The organism is Segatella copri (assembly GCF_024330485.1).
GTDB lineage: Bacteria > Bacteroidota > Bacteroidia > Bacteroidales > Bacteroidaceae > Prevotella > Prevotella copri_L.
In genome coordinates, this window is sequence record NZ_JANDWX010000047.1 from 1 (window position 1) to 21,227 (window position 21,227).

Below are 21,227 nucleotides of genomic sequence, written 5' to 3' on the forward strand. Positions count from 1 at the left end.
GTGTGCCCTTACGTTCGGGCTACGCCCTCTCTACAGGGCACACAACTCTATCTGCTTGCAAAGGTAATCATTTTCCATCAGTTTTCCACCTTTCTGTGTCTACTTTTTGAGGGGCAGCACCTTAGAAGCATTCCAACGGCGTAGAGCCTCTTCTCTTGTTAACTTTGTAGTATCCAAATATTCTTCCTCCTATTTATTCTAGTTCAACATTCAGCCACCAAAATTACACATATTCTTCGAAACCACCAAGAAAATCACAAGAAATCTGCAACTTATCATCAAATAACCACGAAATCAATCGTAAACTATAAACTATTAACTGTAAACTATAAACTGCTATTCCCTACCTCAGCAAGCTATAATAAGGCGGTCCCATCCCGTACAATCTGGCGAGGGCTTTGATGCCCCGCCAACCTTAGAGCGTAGCGGTTCCGAGCGACGAGGAGGAGCGGTTACATCCCTTGCCCTTTTGGAAAGGGCGAGGGCTTGGGAGTGGGTTAAGGACCCTCCCGCAGGGGTTTCTGTCCCCTACAAGGGGAACCGAAGGGGTCGTAAAGACTTGAAGAAGAACGAGATGAGTTCCTTCTGCTACTTGCAATAATCAATAGTTACGACATCTTAAACTATTAATTAAGATGATTATTTCCTTGATTCCGCAATAATAACTCCACGAAATCTTTTATATTTACAACAAAAATACGAGGAAATTCAACCTCATTGAGAATTTTAAAGTGAGCATCATTACTCACTATACAACTTGCACCAGCAGAAAAAGCACAATCTACAAATTTGTTGTCATCCTCATCAGCTTGAATGAGATGCAACTTATAATAGGGTGTTACGAATTCCACATTCTTTTGACTTAGAATCACAGACACAACATTACTGGCAATATTTGCATTAGTCTTCTGCTCAATGATTTCTAAATACTCCTCAATAATTTCATTTGTAACGCACAAGGTCAATTTACCTTTCAAGAAATCATCCCAAATCTTACGATAAGGGCTTATCCTTGGAAGGCTCATCAATAAGCAATTAGTATCAAGAACAATCTTTCTCATTTGCCAGAAGTACGTAAATGTTCATTACCCCAGCTCTCTATGGTATCAAGAGTTATACTTCCATTATCGCACAACTCATCAATCCCCTCATCAACCTTCTTTGCAAAGTATTGAGAGAGAACATTTTCAAGATTATCTAATTCCTGTGGAGTCTTGATATAAGACATCATTTGAAGAATCTTCATCTGAGCAGGGTTAAATACAGTCTGTTCCATTCTATTTTCAATTAAACGTTCCACTTTGCCGCCAAAGTTACGCTTTTTTCTCGAAACCACCAAGCAATTAACAAGAAATCTGCAAATTATCATCAAATAACCACAAAACCAGCACTTCAATAATCCTATCCACCTTTAGCAAGGCGGTCCCATCCCGCAACACATGGCGAGGGCTTTGATGCCCCGCCAACCTTATAGCGTAGCGGTTCCGAGCACCGAGTAGGGCGGTTACATCCTTCCTTCTGAGGAGGAAGGCTTGGTTAGAGGTGGAGCTCCCTTTGGCTAAAGGGAGACGGAGGGATTCGAAAGACTCCTTCTTTAACGGTAAGGAACCTTATATCCAAGGCAATACTTCAGGAAAGCGAAAAAAGCAGTTATATCATTCATTCAACTATTAATCTTTATTAAATTATTAATACTGTCGCACCATTTTACGTCATAATGATGTATATTTGCAGTCAGAATGATTATTAATTAAACATGTTAGGCTTATGGCACAGACAGCAATGACAGTCCGTATGGACAACCAGCAGAAAGCACAGTTTGATAAACTCTGCGAACAGTTCGGTATGAGTGCGAATACCGCCATTAACATCTTTGTTAAGGCAGTAATTCGCAGTAAGAGCATTCCATTCTCCATTCAGGCAAAGAATGAAGAAGAAGATGAAGTGACTGCGAAAGCAAAGGCTGCGTTCAAGCAACTTAGAGCTAAAGCAGAAAGAGGTGAAACCCCAGATCTCACACTTGATGAAATCAATGAAGAAATCAGAGAAGTCAGACGATTAAGAAAAGAACGCAATGGTATATGCAGTCATTGATACAAACATATTTGTATCAGCCCTTATCACCCACAACTCAAATGCTTCAACAGCAAGAGTTCTTGAAAGTTTGTTCCTTCATCGTATTATACCTTTATATAATGATGACATTATAAAAGAATACGATGAAGTGCTTCATCGCGCAAAATTCAAGTTGTCAGACGACCAAATCTGCACAGTTATAGAACTTGTAAAACAAAACGGAATTGATTCTTCTCGTTTCCCTTATGCTGGCGAAATGCCAGATGAGGACGACCGAGTCTTCTACGAAGTCTGCCTGAGCAAGGAAGACTCCTTCTTAGTAACAGGAAATCTCAAACACTTTCCAAAAGAACCGCAAGTGATTACAGCAGCAGAAATGATGGAAATCCTAGACAACGAACTATAAGATGTCTATAGTGATTCTTCTCAATAGGGTGTACTGCAAACATTCTATTTACCATAAGCTTCCTGTCTGCCTTATCAAACATGATTTTTGCATTTGCCAATTATCAATGATACGACGATGGTGGTCCCAAGGAATAAGAAAAAGCAATTTGAAATCGTCCGCAAACTGCGGACGATTTTTACTTTGTGCTACAACTCGCTGAATATCTGCAACATACAAGTCATCTATAAAATTGTCCGCAAGCTGCGGACAATTTGCCTGTAATGGTGCATAGAGCTTATAAAAGTAGCTCATGTACTTCAAGTTAGTTGGTGAGAATCCTTTCACCCCTGGCATTTCGTTCTTCAAATCCTGACTGAGATTTCTGGTTGCCATCCTTGGCTTCGTACCCAACCCACAACCCAGGGAAAATAAAGCATCAGCAGCAGAAGAGTCTGATATCCATTAATATGAATAGGAGATTCCTAGATATAGGAGGCTAATTTTCTGCAGTCAGGACAAGACATGGCTTCGATATGCTGTCCCATGAAGCCACGTCCCTCATATACTTCGGTCTCGTACCCACAATCCTGGCATCTGAATATCTTCTGGGACCGCCATGCTAATGGTGGAGATACATTGGAGACTGAATAATATAATTATTCTTTGTCTATTCGTTTAAGTTCTGTTTTCATCTTTTTACCATAGGCTTCGCCTCGTGGAGCAAGATATTGAAAGAATATAGTATCGCCAGAAAACTCAATTTCTAGAGTAAATAGTGCTCTATAGTCACCTAAACGAATTCTATATATATTACGATACCCAACAAGTTTCTTGCAGTCAGAGATATCTTGAATACCTTTGGCTGCTTTAACTTCTACTACCGTACGTCTTAAAGAATCGAGCATCTTGCCAGAAAGACGTTTGGAAGCTTTGACAAAGGCTTTGGAAAATTCGACATTCATACGCCTAACCACTTTTCAAAATCTTCTTGTTCTTCTTTGTTGGCACGGATGAGACCCTCTGGCTGCTCTTTTCTTAATTTAGCATAGAGCTTTGCGTCTTCGTAATCTTCGGCTATGCCATTGAGTATATCCTCAATATAGTTTTTGAGGTTGGTTCCCTTCTGAATAGCCATAATGGATAGAGTCTTAAAAGTATCATCTTTTAAGTCAATGATCTTTCTTTTAGAAGGTGTTACTGAAACTGTACTCATAAGTGTATTTATTTAAATGGTTCTACTTTGGTGCAAAGATACATAATATATTTCATATATATGGTATATCTCTATGTATAATTAATAAAGATTAATAGTTAGATGGATGATAAAACTGCTTTTCAACACATTAAGTATTTACCTTTGCATCCGAATTCTTAAAAATCAGAATTATGGAATTGGCATTAATCACAGCCAGAGACATTTTTTCTACTACCATACTTCTACCCCTATAGGTTCTTTACCAGTACGTTCCAGACAGCTTTTGCGAACCAAGTTCTCCAGTTTCTCCACCATTTTACGTTTGTTTTCCTTAGAAGCATTCCAACGGCGTAGAGCCTCTTCTCTTGTTAACTTTGTAGTATCCAAATATTCTTCCTCCTATTTATTCTAGTTCAACATCCAGCCACCAAAATTACACATATTCTTCGAAACCACCAAGAAAATCACAAGAAATCTGCAACTTATCATCAAATAACCACGAAATCAATCGTAAACTATAAACTATTAACTGTAAACTATAAACTGCTATTCCCTACCTCAGCAAGCTATAATAAGGCGGTCCCATCCCGCAAAATCTGGCGAGGGCTTTGATGCCCCGCCAACCTTAGAGCGTAGCGGTTCCGAGCGACGAGGAGGAGCGGTTTCCCTCTTCTTCCCTGAGGGGAGAAGACCGAGATGAGAGGTGGAGCCCTCTTTAATGGTAAAGAGGGACGGGGTGATTTTAGAAAAAACTTATTGCCCTTACGCATATTTGTGCAAATTACACTTATAATCATGTGTTTTATGATGTGTGTGCGCAAACAGATTGCATGAATGTGCAAACGTTTGCACAAATAAATAGAACCTTTTTGAGAAATTTTCTTGCTTACCATAGAAATTCCTCTTATATTTGCAGCCGAAAAAAGATACCAACTAGCGAACGAAGGCTAAGTTTAATATAAACGGAACCAATATATAAAAGTAAAGATATGATGAAGCAAACATTCATAAAATCAGCTATGTTGCTGCTGCTGATCCTTTCAACGGCAACGACGCGAGCGCAGGAGGTCGCTCTGAAGACCAACTTACTGGGATGGGCTTCCACATCTGCCAACGCCGGCATCGAAATCGGCACGGGCAGGAAAACAACCTTCCAACTCTTCGGCACCCTGAACCCCTGGAAGTTCTCGGGCGACAAGAAGATGAGATTCTGGAATGTTATGCCAGAATACAGATGGTACACCTGCCAGAAGTTTGGAGGCCATTTCTTCGGAATTCATGCCCTAGGCGGTGAATACAACATTAAAAACATTGACATGCCCTTCGGCATCCTGCCGAAAACTCTGGAGGGCAGGCATTATGAAGGCTGGTATGTAGGTGGAGGCCTTACCTACGGCTATCAGTGGTTACTCAATAAGCACCTCAATTTCGAAGGGTCTATCGGTTTGGGATATGCCTACAGTCCTTACAAGCTTTACGGACGATGCGAAAAATGTCTCGACAAAGACCACCGCAACTATGTGGGCCCTACAAAAGCCGCACTATCTCTCATATACGTGTTCTAAGAATTTAATTTAACTGTTGTTTTAAACCGACAATATAAACACGTAATAACTAGACAGAATACAAAAAATTTTAGGGAAATCATAATATGGATAAAATGAAGCTTTATGCGGTCATTTCGCCTCTCTGCATACTCTTTTCTCAGGGCATCATGCCTGCTCAGGCTCAACAGCTGGCAGGGGGTAAGATTCAGGTAGACAGCGTCTTGGCACGCAAGAACGGCAACCGGATGGACGTTGCCTTCCGTATGAACCTGAACGATTTGAAGATGAAATCAGAGCAGCAGATTGTTTTCACACCGGTAATGGAAGGAACTGATACTATCGCTCTCAACCCTATCATCATCCAGGGTAGAAACCAGGCTGTAAGATACCGCCGACTTGCCGAAAGCAAGAAGAATCCGCAGGCACAGGTTCTTACCCGCAAGAACAAGACCAGTCAGCAGGTTTACTTCGCCCAGTCTGTTCCTTATCAGAAATGGATGAAGAAGTTCAAACTCTCGGTAAAGGAAGATCTCTGCGGATGCGGCAACCTGATAGAACAGGACAATACGCCGATTGCGGATATCGACCGTACACCTAAGATTACGAAGGATTTCTTCGTGCAGCCGAAGGCGGAAGCCAAGAAGGTGAGAGCCGAAAAGGGTGAAGCTTACCTGAGCTTCAAGCTCAACAAGAGTAATATTCTTGCCGACTTCCGTGAGAATGCAGCTGAGCTGAAGAAGATTACTTCCACCATCGACCTGGTGAAGAACGATAAGAACGTTGAAATCACAGATATTGATATCCACGGTTTTGCTTCGCCTGATGGTTCGTATGCCAACAACAAGCGCCTTGCCAACGAGCGTGCAGCTGCCCTCCGCAACTATGTGAGCAGCCTCTACACCTTAAACAGCAAGCTCTTTACCTATCAGGCTACACCGGAAGACTGGGAAGGATTCAAGAAGAAGATTCAGGCTAGCAATCTGGCTGACAAGGAAGCAATTCTCGAGATTGCTAACTCCTCGCTGGCTCCCGACGATAAGGACCTGAAGATCAGAAAGCTCCATCCGGCAAGTTACCGCTATATCCTGGATTATATCTATCCTCGTCTCCGTCATAGCGACTATACGGTAACCTACACGGTTCGTCCGTTCAGCATCGAAGAGGCAAAGGAGATATTGAAGACCAAGCCTCAGCAGCTTTCTCTGCAGGAGATGTTCCTGGTGGCTCAGACTTACGAGCCGGGTTCGCCAGAGTTTAACGAGGTATTCGACATTGCTGTCCGCCTCTTCCCAGATGATGAGGCTGCGAATCTCAATGCCGCCTGCACCGATTTGCAGAAAGGTGATCTTACTTCTGCCGAAAAGCATCTTGCCAAGGCAGGCAACTCGAAAGAGGCAGAACGAGTAAGAGATGTCTTCAAGCAGATAAAGGAATTGGAATAACAGAAAATTAGAGAATAACGATTATAAACAAGCTTAACTTTTAAAGATTATGAAGATTAAACATTTTTTTGGCTTGGCTGTCATCGCAGCTATGTCAGCAAGCTGTTCAAGCAATGAGGATCTGGGAACCGCAGGTTCAGGTACTGGTACTAATGAAGCAGGTGTAAGCTATGCATCTATCACAATCAACTTGCCTACTGCAAATGGTACACGTGCTACTACAAATGACCAGTTTGATGGCGGTACAGCTTCTGAGTATGCAGTAAATGATGCTACACTCCTTATCTTTGAGAAGGGAACAGAAACTTCTGAAAACAACTTCAAGTTTGTCGAAGCTGTACAACTCGGTAATTTGGAGCCTTGGAAAAAAGACAATGATAGTAACAATGGTATTACAACAGAAGCAACTATCACAGCTGAACTTAATAGCGCAAAAGTAGATGAGGCTGGTGGTCAATACTATGCATTGGTCATTCTTAACAATAAGGTAGGAACAGAGAACAAGGTTACAATTCCTACTGCAACAACAGAGACATATGGAACTTGGAATGTTGCAGATAAAGTAAATGCGACAAACCTTGTAAATAATTCGAATGGTTTCTATATGGCTAATGCTCCTGAATTTACTACAAAAGATGTTGAGCCAACAACCCTCGTGCCAATAAAGGGTATCTATAGAACAAAGGAAGAGGCACAGAGTAAACCTGGTACAACGATTCATGTAGAACGCGGTTTGGCAAAGGTTACTGTAGGATCAAACAGTACAGGCAAGAATTATTTTGCAACAGAGGGTGACAATGCAACCGGAACAAATTATAAAAGCGACAAGGTAAAAATCACAAATTGGGCTTTGGATGTTACTAACAAGAAATCATTCCCAGTACATGTAACTTCTGGTTTGAAGACTGGTATAACACCGGCAGCTCCAACAGATCCAACAGCTCAAACTGTTCCAGCTTACTCAGATATTTGGAAGAATGATCAAGGTACAGCTCCAGCAACATCTCGCTTCGTTAGTAATTCTACTACAGCTACTTTCAAGCGTGTATATTGGGGTATCGACCCTAACTACAGCATGGGCTTAACAGACTTAGACAAATGTAAGGAACAATTCACTTTAGCGACAGCTGAAGAATCTGCAGTCACATGGATGGATGGCTCTGGTTCTGAGCACCCATTGTATTGTTTAGAGAACACTTTCGACATCAATAACATGAAACAAGGTCAGACCACCCGTGTACTTGTTAAGGCTACTTATACTCCAAATGTTTTGGCATCAGAGTCAGGGACAGACAAGACCTTCTTTATGATTGGTAACAGTTTGGACATTTGGACAACGAAAACTCTTAAAGATCAAATTGCCAGTAAAGCAAAAGAGGCTCTGCGTATTACTACCGACCCTACTGTAGAACTTACGGGTGATTTATTGACTGCCGGTACACATGTATTGACTAAATCAAATGTATCGATTAAGATTAAGGAAGGAGAAACAGAAACAGAAAAGGTTGATGATAAATTAGTAGCCACGCTCAACACCAAACTCGGTCTTGATAAGGATAAAGGTATCGGTATCAAGACCTACAAGAATGGTGAAAGCTATTATATTGCCCGTATCAAGCACTTCGGTGACGACTTGACGCCTTGGACAGCAGGTAATGAAACATATGATGGAAAGAACCTGAATTGGCTCGGCCGTTACGGTGTGCTCCGCAACAACTGGTACGACCTTACTGTCAATAGCATCAGCGGTCCTGGTTATCCTGACGTTCCAGAGGTTAAGCCTAAGTCCCCAGACGATGAGGATACCAAGTACATCAACGTTAGCGTTAAGATCCTCGACTGGGCTAAGCGTACACAGAACGTAGATTTGTAATCCATAACACATTATTATATATAGCTCAGCCGCTCTAGCGCTAAGGAGCGGCTGGCTATATCGGAAGAATAAGAATCAATTTATACACTTTACTTTTTCATAAAACAGATAAGCATCATGGCAAACAAGAAGTTTAACAGTTGGATCAAGAATATATGCATGGGATGGGGATTCATCATGGCGGGCAGTATGCTCAGCAGCTGCAACGACTTGATGCACGACGACCTGCCTCCTTGTGACATGGGTGTTGACTTGCAGTTCAAGTACGACTACAACGTGCAGCGTGCCGACATGTTCAATGATCATGTGGGCGGCCTCAGCGTATTCGTATACGACGAGCAGGGCAACTTCATTGCTCGCCATGATGCCTATAACGATGCGACATCACAGCCGCTCAAGGACCCTAACTATGCCATGCGAATCAATCTGGAACCGGGCAAATACCGATTCGCAACCTTCGCCTTCCAAAAGAAATACGAAGATGCACTCGCGCAGCCAGGTGCCAAATTCCAGATAGCTCTGCCACAGCAGGGTGACAACATCACCGCCCTCCATGCACGACTCGACCGCGAACAGGGCAAGGTGAACAACCAGAGCCAACCGCTCGATACACTCTGGCAAGGACTCAGCAACGAACTGGTTGAAGTAAAAGACCTGCAGGTTACACGCCATACCATCGGTCTGGTTCGTGATACCAAGCAGCTCACCATCAGCCTGCATCAGACCGACGAGCCTGCCAACATCAATGCCGATGACTTCAGTTATCAGATAACCAATGCCAACGGCGATATCAGTTACGACAACTCTCTCCTCCCCGACGAGGAGTTGACATATACCCCATACTACACCTGGACCACTGAGTTTAAGGATACCGAGGGCAATGTAAAGGAGCGCACCGCTCATGCCGCCCTCATGTTCTCCCGACTCATCTGGCATCCGGCAGCAGAAAACGACAAGAACGCCATCCTCACCATCACGAACAAGACTACAGGCGAAGAGGTGGCACGCATCAATCTTGCTGACTGTCTGGCTCAAGGCCGTGGCGCCTTCGAAGCCCGCCAATATTCAGCACAGGAATTCCTGGACCGTGAGTACGACTATAAGCTCGACTTCTTCCTCCAGGGCAACCAGTGGAAGTATGTGCAGCTCAGCATTTCCATCCTGGATTGGAGCAAGCGCATCCAGCGTGTCGATTTCTAACCGTTTCAGGTGTCAGAGCCCCTTCCGGGCATTTAGCTCATAAGAGTATTTGACTTTAAAAATTGGAAACAATGAAAATACGAGATTTCATTTTAAGTTTAGTTAGTTGGTTTATATTGTTGGTTACAGTAAGTTGCTCTGACGAACTTGGAGGCGAGCGCGCTCCCATTTCGTCAGAAAGCAACTTGCATGTACTCGTGCCAACCGTGCTCAGCAGCCGCGGCACCCGTGCCGACGATGCTTCCGGCCTTCCTACCTATAATGCTACGGTAGATGAATGCCAGATCAACGACCTGACCCTCTATGCTTTCCCTGTCCCTACAGGAAATGGAAATGATGGCAAGCTCCTGGTAGAGACGCTCCCTGCCCCATTGGCTACAATGATGGTAGAGCCGCATGTAGCTAACTATCAGCTCAATATCGAGCCGGGCACTTACCATATCTATGTGGTTGCCAACATGAACAAGGTGTTGAGTGGTAAGCCTATCAAAACAGAAGATGATCTCAAAGATATAGTACTGAACTATGTAGATGGAGGAGAACCGGGAATGCCTGTTTCTACAAACATCCCGATGATTTATGAGCCAAAGGATGTAAACGGTACTATCATCAATACAAAAATAGAAAAAGGTGGTGATAAATATACAGAGGTGGCAGCTAACCTGAAATTTACATGCGTAAAGGTTAAGCTGAATCTTATCTTCGATCCTACTGCTGAAGGTTCTGCATTCAATGGTAATAGCTATATCATCAAGGATATTCTGGCTCAAAAGCTTTCTCCTAGCACCACGCTGAGTTGGGATGGAGCATTTAGCAAGCCAGCCTCTAGTGTTAGCCAAGATTATGCCAATGGTTTTGAAAATAAAGTTTATGCTACTTCTCCTGAGGCAAGCAATAAGGGTGGTTATTATGAAAACTGGACAGAGGATGCTGCCAATGCCAATGTGAATAATAAGGACATCATCACCCTTGTTCCTGGTGCAACTCCTATAGCTGCTCCACAGAATGCCGCCGCTAAGTGGCTTTTCCAAGGCACTTACTATCTGCCTGAGCGTTATATCGCCGATGCCTCTCAGCAGTCTACCCTCAAAGTTACTGGCTCTGTGAATGGTAACATTGAGAACAACTATAAGATTAAGCTGGGACATCGTCAGGATGAGAGCCCAACTTCCACCGAAGTTCCAACTTTCCCTCGTGGCACCTATTATGAGATTATCGGCAAAATCAAGAGTCTGGGAAACATGACTCTCGACTGTAATGTGAGCGTAAAGGACTGGAAAACTGTAACGATAGATGCAGACTTCAGCCATACCACACTGTGGGTAAACAAGACAAGCGCTCAAATAACCTCCATAGAGGAAGACTCTATTTCCTACAAGTCAAATTGGGTGAATGTGGAGTTTGGTTGCGATGCGATTGTTGATGGTAAGCCCCTCGTCGTTGTAGATAAAAGAGATGAGGTCAATCATATTATCACCTTTAGGATTAATCCCGAGATTCCCATGAGTGCTTATGGAAATGGGGAAGGTCAATTTCATCCGAAAGGAACGACCAAGATATGGCTGAAGGCTAACAACCTGAAGAAGTATCTGGATGTAGACTACAATGTAGAACCTCTGTTTGAGGTTGATCCATTGGAGGTAATCATCTATTATGAGGCAAAAGCAGAAACCAACACAAAGGTATTCACTTGGGTTACAAACTTGGGAGGTATCGTGCTTCCGGACAATCTGACTTCCATCATTGGTAGCTCAACTATCAAAATATCGAAGCCATCCGATGAAAACGCTCCCAAGGGAACATTCCAGGTGGAGGCTACAACCGACCCTGGAACAACTACAGTGCATACATTCCGAGTACACTCGAAAGACTTGTATAATAGCAACAATAAGTACAGAGACATTAAGGTGACAGTAAGACCTCCGGTTGACAATTACCGTATCTATTTCCGTGCCATTAATGACAGGTCGTCAAATAAAGACAAGTTTAATACTAACCAATTCCAAGGTATTTTGGAAGAATACTATGGAACTGGTGATAACAATAACAACTGGAACGATTCTTGGAGAGGAGAAGGTTGGGACAATGAGATACAAACAAGTAGACATAATGTATATATTTATTCTCAAAAGGGTGAAACGACAGGAACAGCAATACCTAAAGAAAATGTGTGGTACTTTAATAATAGATATAAAGATCTAAACGGTATGACTGGGGACACGAATAATCCAGGATGGTACTACAAGGACATGGATTTTAATGCTAAAGGATATAGATTGGATTATAGCGGCGACGATCAAAAAACTACACCGATCAAGCCTGGCGAGACATTGATGATATTCTACAGCTTCAACAACGATGGTGCGGACCTTCACCGCTGCCCTCAGCACATGGCGCCTGGTATCCCCCTTTTTAACTATGAGGATAGAGAAGGTTGGATACTTTACGACCCGACAACAGACCCCTATTATCGTATTTTCGATGAGAAGCCGATAGTTAAGGATATCAATTATGTTGTCTATACCAAGAAAGAAGTATTAGGCTGGGCGTTTAAGTTCGGTGTCGCAACAGACAATCCGACATCCTCAGGAGATAATAAACAATATGAACATTGGGACAACACTTGGGATGGTCACAGTGCCAAGAGTTTTAAAAGCGTACAAGAAGGAGGCTGGTGGAAGACAACGATAAGTTTAAAAGCGGTTGACGGCTATCATGAGAAGGGTATAGTCCTTCAGTTTGAAAAGGATGTCTATGATGAGAAATATACCCTTTTCGGAGGTAGAAGTTATGAGAAGCATAACGATACAGGATATTATGACAATGGTAGCTGGCATCCTGGTAAACCATCAGGTGTATAAACAAGTAAAGTAAGTAAGGAAATGAAAAAGATAATATCTCTTTTAGTGGCACTGCTGACATTGGCAGCATGTAGCGACACTTTGAACGAAGGTTCCAACCCAAGCAACAAAAATGGGGTGGAAGATGGGGGCATCACGCTCACCATCACACTTCCCGACTTTTCAAAAGAGGAACTGACAAGGGCTGGCGATACGGGATTGAAGAGTCTGAACGTAGTGGCTTACGATGATAAAGGAGTGTTCCTGTCGAACCAAAGCGTTTCCGCTTACGAACTTGTGTCGGGCACCGACAACACTTACGAAGTGAAAGTGCCAGTCACGGACAAGGCTACAATGATTCATCTGGTTGCCAATGACGGCGATTTGTCAGATTCTCAATGTCAGAGTGGTTTGGACAAGGCTGCCATTTCGGGAACAATCAACACAGAGAATCCTGTCTGCTGGGGAAAGATCAGCGTGTCAGACTTGATGAAGGAAAATCCGGAAATCAGTCTGCTGCGCCAGTTTGCCAAGGTAAACGTCAAGTATGAGAAGACTACATCCAGTGATTTCAAAGACGACAATACGTTTGAATTGGAAAGCTTCCAGTTGTATAAAGCTGCAAACAAGGGAACCATAGCTCCCAAGGATTTTGACTATAATGCAGCAGCAGTCAATGTGCCAGATGATGCAAACAAAGCTAATAGCGGATGGCAGACAGGCGAAACACCTTTCTATGAGACTGCCGCCGGTCAAGCCTATCTCATCGTGAAGGGTAAATATAATAGTGTGGAGTCTTTCTATAAAGTATCCTTCCTTACCGACAACGACATGACAAAACCGATGGCACTGCTGCGCAACCATGCTTATACGGTGACTATCAAGCACGTCAATACCTACGGATGGCCCACAGAAGCAGAGGCTATTAAAGACCCATATCCCGAGAACCGAATGATGGTGGACGTGAAAGATGATAATCCTTTGGTTAACGATATGATAGCCTGCAAGGACTACCATCTGGGAGTAAGCGACCAAGTAAGCGGCGCATGGAATGATGAGAATATTATCGCCACTGTCGTTACAACTATCAAAAACGACGAGAAGCCGACTTGCTCTACGTCCGATGGCTGGATAAAAGAAGATGTTACGACGATCACGAAGATTGGCACTGTGCCGGATACTGACGGTTCAAACTCTACTACAGGTACGAAATATAAGATTTCGATTGCGGTAGAAAAAAATGAATACTCTGAGGTACCACGCACAGGAAAGGTAATCGTGAAGTCGGGCGACTTGACCCGCACCATAACCGTGACCCAGAAAGGTAAGGACTTCAAGCGTTCTGACAGAATCGTAAAGCTTGAGACATCAAGCAATGTGGGCACATCGGAAGAATATGAGGACTATTTCAACAAATTCCTGCCAGGTACTCGAGGTATCAGCCCGAAGGATATGCAGAACGATATTGTCAGAAACGATGGTCTGCACTTCGGGGTGGGAACTAACGAGTTCAGTTATTTGATTCCAAAGAAAACGGGTGATGATGTGACTTATGGCGCAAACAGAAACTTGTTTAAGGTAACGGATAATGGAGACGGCAACTGGAAAGTGACGCTGAACAGCGGTGCTGACAACTATGACATCTGGATCGGCGACTTCACCATCACCTATCAGGAGAATGGACACGACATTGCTATCACGTATCCCGTTTATCATTGTGGACTCTTCCACAAGATAGATGCCACCGACAACCAACAACCGCCTGTTGATCAATCTCGTGTCAGCGGCCGTTTCTACTACGGTGTAGTGAAGGTGAAAGGAAATAGTAAAACATACGTCATGCTCGACCGCAACCTCGGAGCCTCCAGCGACAGATGCTATGCTCCGGGCACCAAGGCGTTGGAAGCTAACAAGGGTGCTATTGGCGGATACTTCCATATTGCTAAAGCGAAACAGGATCAGGCAAATGCAGGTAGTCTTATCGGCAATCTGCCTCAAGGTTTCACTATTCCCGAGAATAGTGTGTTCCAAGACATCATAGACGGCGGTAATCTGAAAGAGGAGACCCGCTACACCTTGTCGGGCGAGGCGTACAACAGTGTTGAGATAACAACAGACAATTCGGAGCTGCCCGTAATCTATTTGCCAGCCACAGGATATGTGGAGGGTGAGGCTTTCAGAAATGTCACCCATGTCAGCCTATGGACCCGCACGCTACTCTCAGGAAATCAGGGTTTCGACACCACCAGTCCTGAGTATGGCTTCTGGTATCGCTATTTAGATGTGTATGGTAAGATTTGCACCATGTCGAATCTCCGCTTCGTCAGCGGTAATGCAGGTAAAAACACCGGGACTTACAGGGCCATGCCAATCCGCCTGGTACATGTTCTGTAATAAACATAAGATAAGTGATAAATATAATAACATCTTTTACTTATATAATTAAAGTATAAAAAACAGCTGTTTTACAAAGAAGGGTTGGATTTTCGTGAGAAAGTCCAGCCCTTCTTTTTGTCAGGATACTCCTGACAAGGGGTCAAGACGTCACTGAGAGGTTATTATGCTAGTACTGACGTGGTAAAGGCGCTTCCATCGCTTATTGAGGGTGAATGAGAGCAAGAATACGAATGAATGAGAGCAAGAAGAGGGGTAAAACAAGGATTTTAACCTACTAAAACAGTTCTTTCAACTAAGAAAAGAAACATTTATACTTAGATAAAATCTCCGTTCATAGACGCTGAATGTCCGTTCAACGTCGATGAACCGCCATTCATAGACGCTGAACCGCGGTTCAACGTCGATGAACGGAGATTTCAATAGGGTTAAAGAACATTTTATCCTATAATCAACCAAGACTTTTCCCGAGATTAACCCATTATTAATACAGCAAGAAGGAAGAAAGGAGATAAGAGGAAGCCTGAAAAGAAATAAAAGGAGGAGAGAAAAGAAATAAGAGAAGGGAGAAAAGAAATAAAAGGTATAAGGAAATGAGATAAGGGGCATAAATGAAGAAAAGATGTTTTTAATTTGGTGGTTTCACCATTTATTCGTATCTTTGCCAACAAAGAGAATATCACTTAAAAGAAAGGCGAGCAATTATGGCAAGAAAACTATATCCGATAGGATTACAAACTTTCGAACGAATCAGAGTGGAAGATAAGTTCTACATTGACAAGACGGAATATGTATATCGTATGGCACATACTGATGGTACTTATTTCTTCCTGAGCCGTCCACGCCGTTTCGGAAAGTCGCTGTTGCTGACTACCATGAAGAGCTATTTTGAAGGAAAGAAGGAGCTTTTCAAAGGACTCGCCATCGAAAAGCTAGAAAAGGATTGGATAAGCTATCCGGTGCTGCATTTCGATATGAGCATGGGCAAACACATGGAGATAGCCCAGCTGGAAAGATATTTCGACCAGCAACTTGCAGAACAAGAGCAGAAATGGGGCATTACGAATCCGGCTGTTGATGCCAACGTCCGCCTCATCTCACTTATCCAGACTGCCTATAGGGAAACGGGCAAGCAAGTGGTAATACTGATTGACGAATATGATGCCCCTTTGCTTGATGTGGTGCACGAGGATGAAAAACTGGAAGAACTTCGCAACGCCATGCGCAATTTCTACAGTCCGCTAAAAGGATGCGAGAAATTGCTCCGCTTCGTATTCCTCACAGGCATCACCAAATTCTCTCAGCTCAGCATCTTCAGCGAATTGAACAACATCACCAATATCAGTATGGACGAGCCGTATGCCGGCATTTGCGGAATTACGGAAGATGAACTGGTGAACGGAATGCGGAATGACATAGATGCACTTGCTGAAAAATTAAACTTATCGTATGAGCAGACGTTAGCTAAGTTAAAGGATAATTATGACGGCTATCATTTTACATGGCCTTCTCCTGACGTTTATAATCCGTTCAGCTTATTAACCTGCTTTGCCAAGCAGAAGATTGATTCCTACTGGTTTGGATCAGGCACTCCTACTTATCTGATCAATATGATGCGCAATTTCAACTTTCTGCCAGCGAACCTGGGCGAGAGTATGGAAGCCGGAAAGGATGACTTTGATGCTGCCACGGAAAACATGACCACCATCATGCCGCTGCTCTATCAGAGTGGCTACATCACCATCAAGGATTATGATGAAGAAACGGAACTCTATACCCTAGCCATTCCTAACAAGGAAATAAGAGTTGGATTGTACAGAAGTTTGTTGCCTCATTATCTGACCTCAAAGACTGCAATGTGCAATACCACCATCGCCAAGATGTCGGTGCTTATTAAACAGGGCAAGATAGACGAAGCATTACAGTTGCTGAAATCGTTTTGGGAGACTGTGCCTTATTGCAACAACACCCATTACGAAGGTCATTACCAGCAAACGATGTATATCATCTTTGCCTTGCTCACGAATTTCAGGATTATAGTGGAGCAACATACGTCAAAGGGGAGAATTGATATAACCATGGAGACGGACGATACTATCTATGTAATGGAGCTGAAGTTTGGAAAGACTGCCCAGGAGGCTCTTGAGCAGATAGAAAGCAAGCATTATGCCGATGCCTTTGCCATGAGCGGCAAGGAAATTATCAAGGTAGGTATGAGCTTCAATATCAAAGATGACAACACCATCGTGTTCGATTGGAAATCATCAGAAATTTAGATGACAAAAAAAGCGTGCAGGCGACTATGATGTGGCTTGCACGCTTTTTCCTCGAAGATAGAGTTCTCACTTACATTAGGATTTATTATCTTATATATCCCAACAAATCAAGATACATCATTCTTGACTCTAAGCACTCATCTTCAGGAATATGATTTGCCTCTTTCTCCAAACTCTCAGTAGAGTACAAGAATTTGAAGCCATTCTTTTCATAAAAATGAAGCACATTTTCCTTATTATAAGCATCAACAACAATGAAACGGCAACCAGTCTTATTGTCTGGTAACAAAAACCAAGATATGATATAGTCTATCGCTTGTGATCCAATACCATCATGAGTACTTTGAAAATCCTTGGCTACTCCAAGTCTTCCAATCAATACTGCAGGATAACTCCTTGTTCTTTTAGAATTAGGAATTTTCCTCTGTATTCGATTTCTTGAAGCATTTGGAATTAAAGCTGCCTTGATACTGTCGTTAGCTAATGTAAAGGCACAGACTATTTCATCCTTACCACTTCTTTCAGTTGCAAAGAAATATGTCTTCCCTAATAATTGCCCATCATAGAGACAAGCCTCTCGATGAAAGAAGTCATCAAGGTCTTTATCGCCACAGCTAAAAGTATCAAGCTCCTCTTTTGTCGTAACTCGATAAAGAGAGCAATTACTTTGCAAAAGGACTCTTTCCTCCATGCGCTTTCAAATTAGCAGTTGAGCGAATCAAAATCTTCTCAACGTCATCAAATGACATTCGCAATGCCTTTCTTTGTGGATTGCGTTCATTCTCCTCTGCCTCACGAACAAATCGTTCAGCGGTCTCACCTGTCAAAACAGGAATGCTTCTTATCTCTAATGCCATAATCTTCTCCTTTTAAACGTTTAACTCTGCCACAAAAATACGCTTTTTCTTCGAAACCACCAAGAAAATCACAAGAAATCTGCAACTTATCATCAAATAACCACGAAATCAATCGTAAACTATAAACTATTAACTGTAAACTATAAACTGCTATTCCCAGGCGGTCCCATCCCGCACAACATGGCGCAGACCAGAAGCAAGTTGTAATAAGGCGGTCCCATCCCGCACAACATGGCGAAGACCTTTGATGGTCCGCCAACCTTAGAGCGTAGCGGTTCTGAGCACCGAGTAGGGCGGTTTCCCTCTTCTTCCCTGAGGTTTCTGTCCCCCGCTAACGGGGGAACCGAAGGGGGTGTAAAGACCATTGAAGAAGACCGAGATGAGAGGTGGAGCCTTCCTTAAGGGTAAGGAAGGACGGGTAGGTTTTCGAAAAAACTACTTCTTTGCCAAAGAAGAGCCAGAGCAATTCGAAAGTGCATACGTTCCAATCACCCCATAAATTAAATTCATTTTTATTGTTCCTCATCTTCCCAGAACTCAGGAAGAAGAGTATAATACTTATCCTCAGGCGTAGAATCTATGTGCTTCAACACATAACAAAGCCAACGCTCAGGATTTTTATCTAGCACCTTACGCTGTAATGGTGATATACCAAAACCAGTACATAAACCTATATCCACTTATCCAAATAACATTTAAAATCCTCTATACCTATAACCTCCACTTTAGGAAAAGGAATATTTTCCAGGACCTTAAAGTGCTTGTCTTCTGTAACAATACACTTTGCATTTGCAGCAATGGCACAATCTACAAACTTATTGTCATCTTTATCTGCCTCAATTAAAGCAAAAGTATAATGAGGATCTTTGCGAATTACATTGGGTCTAGTCAATATAGCATAAACGATGGCCTCAGAAACTTGAGGAGATATATTACGAGATAAAACCTCTGAATACTCCTCTATTATTTCATTGGACACACAAAGGTTATAATCGCCACTAAGAAAAGCATTCCACACCTTACGATACGGACTTCTAGGGGCGATTGACATAATCAAACTATTTGTATCCAATACAATATTCATAACCTAAAGATTATAATATTGGTTTATTGTACGGAGTACGTTCATGGAGATGCCGGAAACTCTCGATACGTTCTTCATTCAGGGTTCCTTCATTCCACATCCTATCTAATTCAGCATCAGCCATCTGAACAAAATAATCGGAGATTACCTTATTCAAATCTCGCAAAGCCTCAGGAGTCTTGATAAATGACAGCATATCGAGGATTTGCAATTGAGCTTGATTCATTGTTGCTACCTGTGCCATAATAATTCATTTTATTAATATCTAACCGCAAAGTTACGCTTTTTTCTCGAAACCACCAAGCAATTAACAAGAAATCTGCAAGTTATCAGCAAATAACCACGAAATCAACCGTAAACTATAAACTATTAACTGTAAACTATAAACTGCTATTCTATAATGAATTGTGCATGCAAAGTTAAGAAAAAAACAATATTCAAAGGCAAAAAACCAAGAAAAATCTCAGAAACTTATAATCTTTTATAAAAAGAACAATATATTACACCTTTTCTTACGTAATCTAGATTTTTTTGTTAACTTTGCAGGAAAAGTACAATATAATACACTACTTGGTATGAAAATTCAAGAAGTAATGAAATTGCAGCGTAAGAGTCTGATATCCATTAATATTAATAGGAGATTCATAGATATAGGAGGCTAATAGAAATGAAAAAAGAATCAAAAGTTAACCAAGCAAAATATGTAGAACTCAATTTGTTTCCTGAGGAGGAAGAGGATCATCAGAAAGACTCTATCTCTTCAGAAGACATGGAAAGCGATACTTCTCCAGACAAAGAGTATGACTTGACTGATTTGTTTGAAAGACTTTCCCAATCAGCTTTTCGCAGCCGATTCCATCTCTCGAAGAAGGATAAGGAATATATTGCAGAAAAGGGTTTGGCTACCATCCGTAAGCATGCGGAGGATTTCGTTGCCAAACGCCTTGCTCCTGCCGTGATTCCCAATGACGGCAAGCAGACACCGATGAGAGGGCATCCTGTATTCATTGCCCAGCATGCTACAGGCTGCTGTTGCCGTGGTTGTTTCTTCAAATGGCATCATATACCTGCCGGAAGACAGCTGACAGGAGAAGAACAGCAGTATGCTGTAGCAGTACTGATGGCATGGATTGAAAAACAGGTTTAAAAAGCATGAAGTTTTAGCAGCAAAGTTTAAATTAATTATCCATTGTTGTCAATTTTGCAGAATATTTAGTCAAAATTGGCAAAAACTGTTTACTCCAAATCTACAAACCGGGTTGGCACGTAACTTGCTCCTACATAGAGTGAAAGCCGAAGCCGAAAGGGCAAGGGGAACGACAAGAACCCTAAGTAATGACAGTTGAGGGTTTCTAGAAATCCTTGAACCTCGTAAGCCGAAGCAATCGTTATTAAAAAGGATAAATTAAAAACAATGAGAAATCCCGACTGAGCCGGAAGGCGAAGAGAGGACGAGAAAAATAGAATTAGGAGGTTTTACATGATGTTGTTAGCTCGTAGAAATAACAGTGTTTCAAATTGGTTGAACAGTTGGTTTAATGACAACTTCTTTGATGCAAACTTGATGCCACGCATGAACGCAACAGCTCCTGCAGTCAACGTCAAGGAAAGTGCTACAGCTTATACGATGGAGGTTGCAGCTCCTGGTTTGAAGAAAGATATGGTCAAGATGAACATCGATAAGGATGGCTATCTGAATGTATCCATCGAGAACAAGGATGAGAAGAAGGAGGAGAAGAAGGAAGAGCATTACTTGCGTCGTGAGTTCTCTTACAGCAGCTACTCTCAGAGTTATGCTTTGCCAGAGGATGCTGATCAGGAGAAGATTTCCGCTGAGGTCAGTGACGGTGTTTTGAAGATTGAGATTCCTAAGATAGCCAAGGAGGAGAAGAAAGACGATGTTAAGCACATTGAGGTTAAGTAATCTTTCTTGAAGTGGAGAGTGTAAATTAAACTGTGTCAAGCTACAATAAAAGTAGTTTAACACAGTTTTTATATTATGGACAACTTAGAAATTGATTACAAGAAAGCAGCTCAGCAGTTGCGTAGTGGTGA

The 21,227-nt window shown here is 42.4% G+C and carries 22 protein-coding genes; 12 read left to right on the forward strand and 10 right to left on the reverse strand.

Going from position 1 to position 21,227, the window contains the following annotated elements; translation table 11 throughout:
- Window positions 1-626: 626 nt before the first annotated feature.
- Both NNC77_RS15210 and NNC77_RS15215 read right to left on the reverse strand, forming a co-directional pair.
- Complete coding sequence (locus NNC77_RS15210) at window positions 627-1,061, reverse strand: putative toxin-antitoxin system toxin component, PIN family (protein WP_117695125.1); 435 nt, start codon at window positions 1,059-1,061, stop codon at window positions 627-629.
- Entirely contained in the window at window positions 1,058-1,276 is a 219-nt protein-coding gene (locus NNC77_RS15215; protein ID WP_117588186.1) for a hypothetical protein, read from the reverse strand. The genes NNC77_RS15210 and NNC77_RS15215 overlap by 4 nt, the downstream gene beginning before the upstream one ends.
- A gap of 491 nt (window positions 1,277-1,767) precedes the next feature.
- On the opposite strand from NNC77_RS15215, the gene NNC77_RS15220 reads away from it, so the two are divergent.
- Both NNC77_RS15220 and NNC77_RS15225 read left to right on the forward strand, forming a co-directional pair.
- Window positions 1,768-2,094, forward strand: a complete 327-nt coding sequence (locus NNC77_RS15220) for a type II toxin-antitoxin system RelB/DinJ family antitoxin (RefSeq protein WP_117695129.1) — start codon at window positions 1,768-1,770, stop codon at window positions 2,092-2,094.
- Window positions 2,075-2,482: a putative toxin-antitoxin system toxin component, PIN family gene (locus NNC77_RS15225; RefSeq protein ID WP_117695131.1), complete on the forward strand. Its 408-nt coding sequence runs from the start codon at window positions 2,075-2,077 to the stop codon at window positions 2,480-2,482. Before NNC77_RS15220 ends, NNC77_RS15225 begins: the two co-directional genes overlap by 20 nt.
- 48 nt (window positions 2,483-2,530) lie before the next feature.
- On the opposite strand, the gene NNC77_RS15230 is transcribed toward NNC77_RS15225, so the two are convergent.
- The 4 genes from NNC77_RS15230 to NNC77_RS15245 form a co-directional block, all read right to left on the reverse strand.
- Window positions 2,531-2,857 carry a DUF1016 N-terminal domain-containing protein gene (locus tag NNC77_RS15230; protein ID WP_117695133.1) on the reverse strand — a complete coding sequence of 109 codons (327 nt, stop codon included), beginning with the start codon at window positions 2,855-2,857 and terminating at the stop codon, window positions 2,531-2,533.
- Between the two features lie 263 nt (window positions 2,858-3,120).
- The gene (locus tag NNC77_RS15235) at window positions 3,121-3,426 is read right to left on the reverse strand and encodes a type II toxin-antitoxin system RelE family toxin (RefSeq protein WP_118192652.1); all 306 of its coding nucleotides are present in this window, start codon (window positions 3,424-3,426) and stop codon (window positions 3,121-3,123) included.
- A complete protein-coding gene (locus tag NNC77_RS15240) occupies window positions 3,423-3,677 on the reverse strand; it encodes a hypothetical protein (RefSeq protein ID WP_089542550.1) in 255 nt (84 codons plus the stop codon). Before NNC77_RS15240 ends, NNC77_RS15235 begins: the two co-directional genes overlap by 4 nt.
- Before the next feature lie 213 nt (window positions 3,678-3,890).
- Window positions 3,891-4,046 (reverse strand): protein tyrosine phosphatase, encoded by a 156-nt coding sequence (locus NNC77_RS15245; RefSeq protein ID WP_117661216.1) that lies wholly within the window; start codon window positions 4,044-4,046, stop codon window positions 3,891-3,893.
- A 602-nt stretch (window positions 4,047-4,648) separates the two neighbouring features.
- On the opposite strand from NNC77_RS15245, the gene NNC77_RS15250 reads away from it, so the two are divergent.
- The 7 genes from NNC77_RS15250 (at window position 4,649) to NNC77_RS15280 (ending at window position 17,231) form a co-directional block, all read left to right on the forward strand.
- A complete protein-coding gene (locus tag NNC77_RS15250) occupies window positions 4,649-5,224 on the forward strand; it encodes a DUF3575 domain-containing protein (protein ID WP_254971060.1) in 576 nt (191 codons plus the stop codon).
- Between the two features lie 86 nt (window positions 5,225-5,310).
- On the forward strand, window positions 5,311-6,648 hold the full coding sequence (locus NNC77_RS15255; RefSeq protein WP_254971061.1) for a DUF3868 domain-containing protein: 1,338 nt from the start codon (window positions 5,311-5,313) through the stop codon (window positions 6,646-6,648).
- A 49-nt stretch (window positions 6,649-6,697) separates the two neighbouring features.
- Window positions 6,698-8,521, forward strand: coding sequence for an Mfa1 family fimbria major subunit (locus tag NNC77_RS15260; protein WP_153093739.1), 1,824 nt, complete (start codon window positions 6,698-6,700; stop codon window positions 8,519-8,521).
- Between the two features lie 117 nt (window positions 8,522-8,638).
- Entirely contained in the window at window positions 8,639-9,721 is a 1,083-nt protein-coding gene (locus NNC77_RS15265) for a FimB/Mfa2 family fimbrial subunit (RefSeq protein WP_153093738.1), read from the forward strand.
- A gap of 71 nt (window positions 9,722-9,792) precedes the next feature.
- The gene (locus NNC77_RS15270) at window positions 9,793-12,582 is read left to right on the forward strand and encodes a hypothetical protein (RefSeq protein WP_254971062.1); all 2,790 of its coding nucleotides are present in this window, start codon (window positions 9,793-9,795) and stop codon (window positions 12,580-12,582) included.
- 21 nt (window positions 12,583-12,603) lie between these two features.
- Window positions 12,604-14,955 (forward strand): BACON domain-containing protein, encoded by a 2,352-nt coding sequence (locus tag NNC77_RS15275; protein WP_254986898.1) that lies wholly within the window; start codon window positions 12,604-12,606, stop codon window positions 14,953-14,955.
- A gap of 704 nt (window positions 14,956-15,659) precedes the next feature.
- Complete coding sequence (locus NNC77_RS15280; RefSeq protein ID WP_254971064.1) at window positions 15,660-17,231, forward strand: ATP-binding protein; 1,572 nt, start codon at window positions 15,660-15,662, stop codon at window positions 17,229-17,231.
- An 85-nt stretch (window positions 17,232-17,316) separates the two neighbouring features.
- On the opposite strand, the gene NNC77_RS15285 is transcribed toward NNC77_RS15280, so the two are convergent.
- Together NNC77_RS15285 and NNC77_RS15290 are read right to left on the reverse strand one after the other, a co-directional pair.
- The gene (locus NNC77_RS15285; protein WP_118081648.1) at window positions 17,317-17,922 is read right to left on the reverse strand and encodes a GNAT family N-acetyltransferase; all 606 of its coding nucleotides are present in this window, start codon (window positions 17,920-17,922) and stop codon (window positions 17,317-17,319) included.
- Window positions 17,894-18,088 (reverse strand): hypothetical protein, encoded by a 195-nt coding sequence (locus tag NNC77_RS15290; protein ID WP_118066820.1) that lies wholly within the window; start codon window positions 18,086-18,088, stop codon window positions 17,894-17,896. Before NNC77_RS15290 ends, NNC77_RS15285 begins: the two co-directional genes overlap by 29 nt.
- A 364-nt stretch (window positions 18,089-18,452) precedes the next feature.
- Here NNC77_RS15290 and NNC77_RS15295 point away from each other — a divergent pair, with 364 nt between their 5' ends.
- The gene (locus tag NNC77_RS15295; RefSeq protein WP_254971065.1) at window positions 18,453-18,587 is read left to right on the forward strand and encodes a hypothetical protein; all 135 of its coding nucleotides are present in this window, start codon (window positions 18,453-18,455) and stop codon (window positions 18,585-18,587) included.
- 171 nt (window positions 18,588-18,758) lie between these two features.
- On the opposite strand, the gene NNC77_RS15300 is transcribed toward NNC77_RS15295, so the two are convergent.
- Window positions 18,759-19,172, reverse strand: coding sequence for a putative toxin-antitoxin system toxin component, PIN family (locus NNC77_RS15300; RefSeq protein WP_117729569.1), 414 nt, complete (start codon window positions 19,170-19,172; stop codon window positions 18,759-18,761).
- 10 nt (window positions 19,173-19,182) lie between these two features.
- The gene (locus NNC77_RS15305; protein ID WP_006848704.1) at window positions 19,183-19,416 is read right to left on the reverse strand and encodes a hypothetical protein; all 234 of its coding nucleotides are present in this window, start codon (window positions 19,414-19,416) and stop codon (window positions 19,183-19,185) included.
- 423 nt (window positions 19,417-19,839) lie between these two features.
- On the opposite strand from NNC77_RS15305, the gene NNC77_RS15310 reads away from it, so the two are divergent.
- Window positions 19,840-20,319, forward strand: a complete 480-nt coding sequence (locus NNC77_RS15310; protein ID WP_437181508.1) for a DUF4186 domain-containing protein — start codon at window positions 19,840-19,842, stop codon at window positions 20,317-20,319.
- A 333-nt stretch (window positions 20,320-20,652) separates the two neighbouring features.
- Complete coding sequence (locus NNC77_RS15315) at window positions 20,653-21,096, forward strand: Hsp20/alpha crystallin family protein (protein ID WP_437181828.1); 444 nt, start codon at window positions 20,653-20,655, stop codon at window positions 21,094-21,096.
- Window positions 21,097-21,227 lie beyond the last annotated feature (131 nt).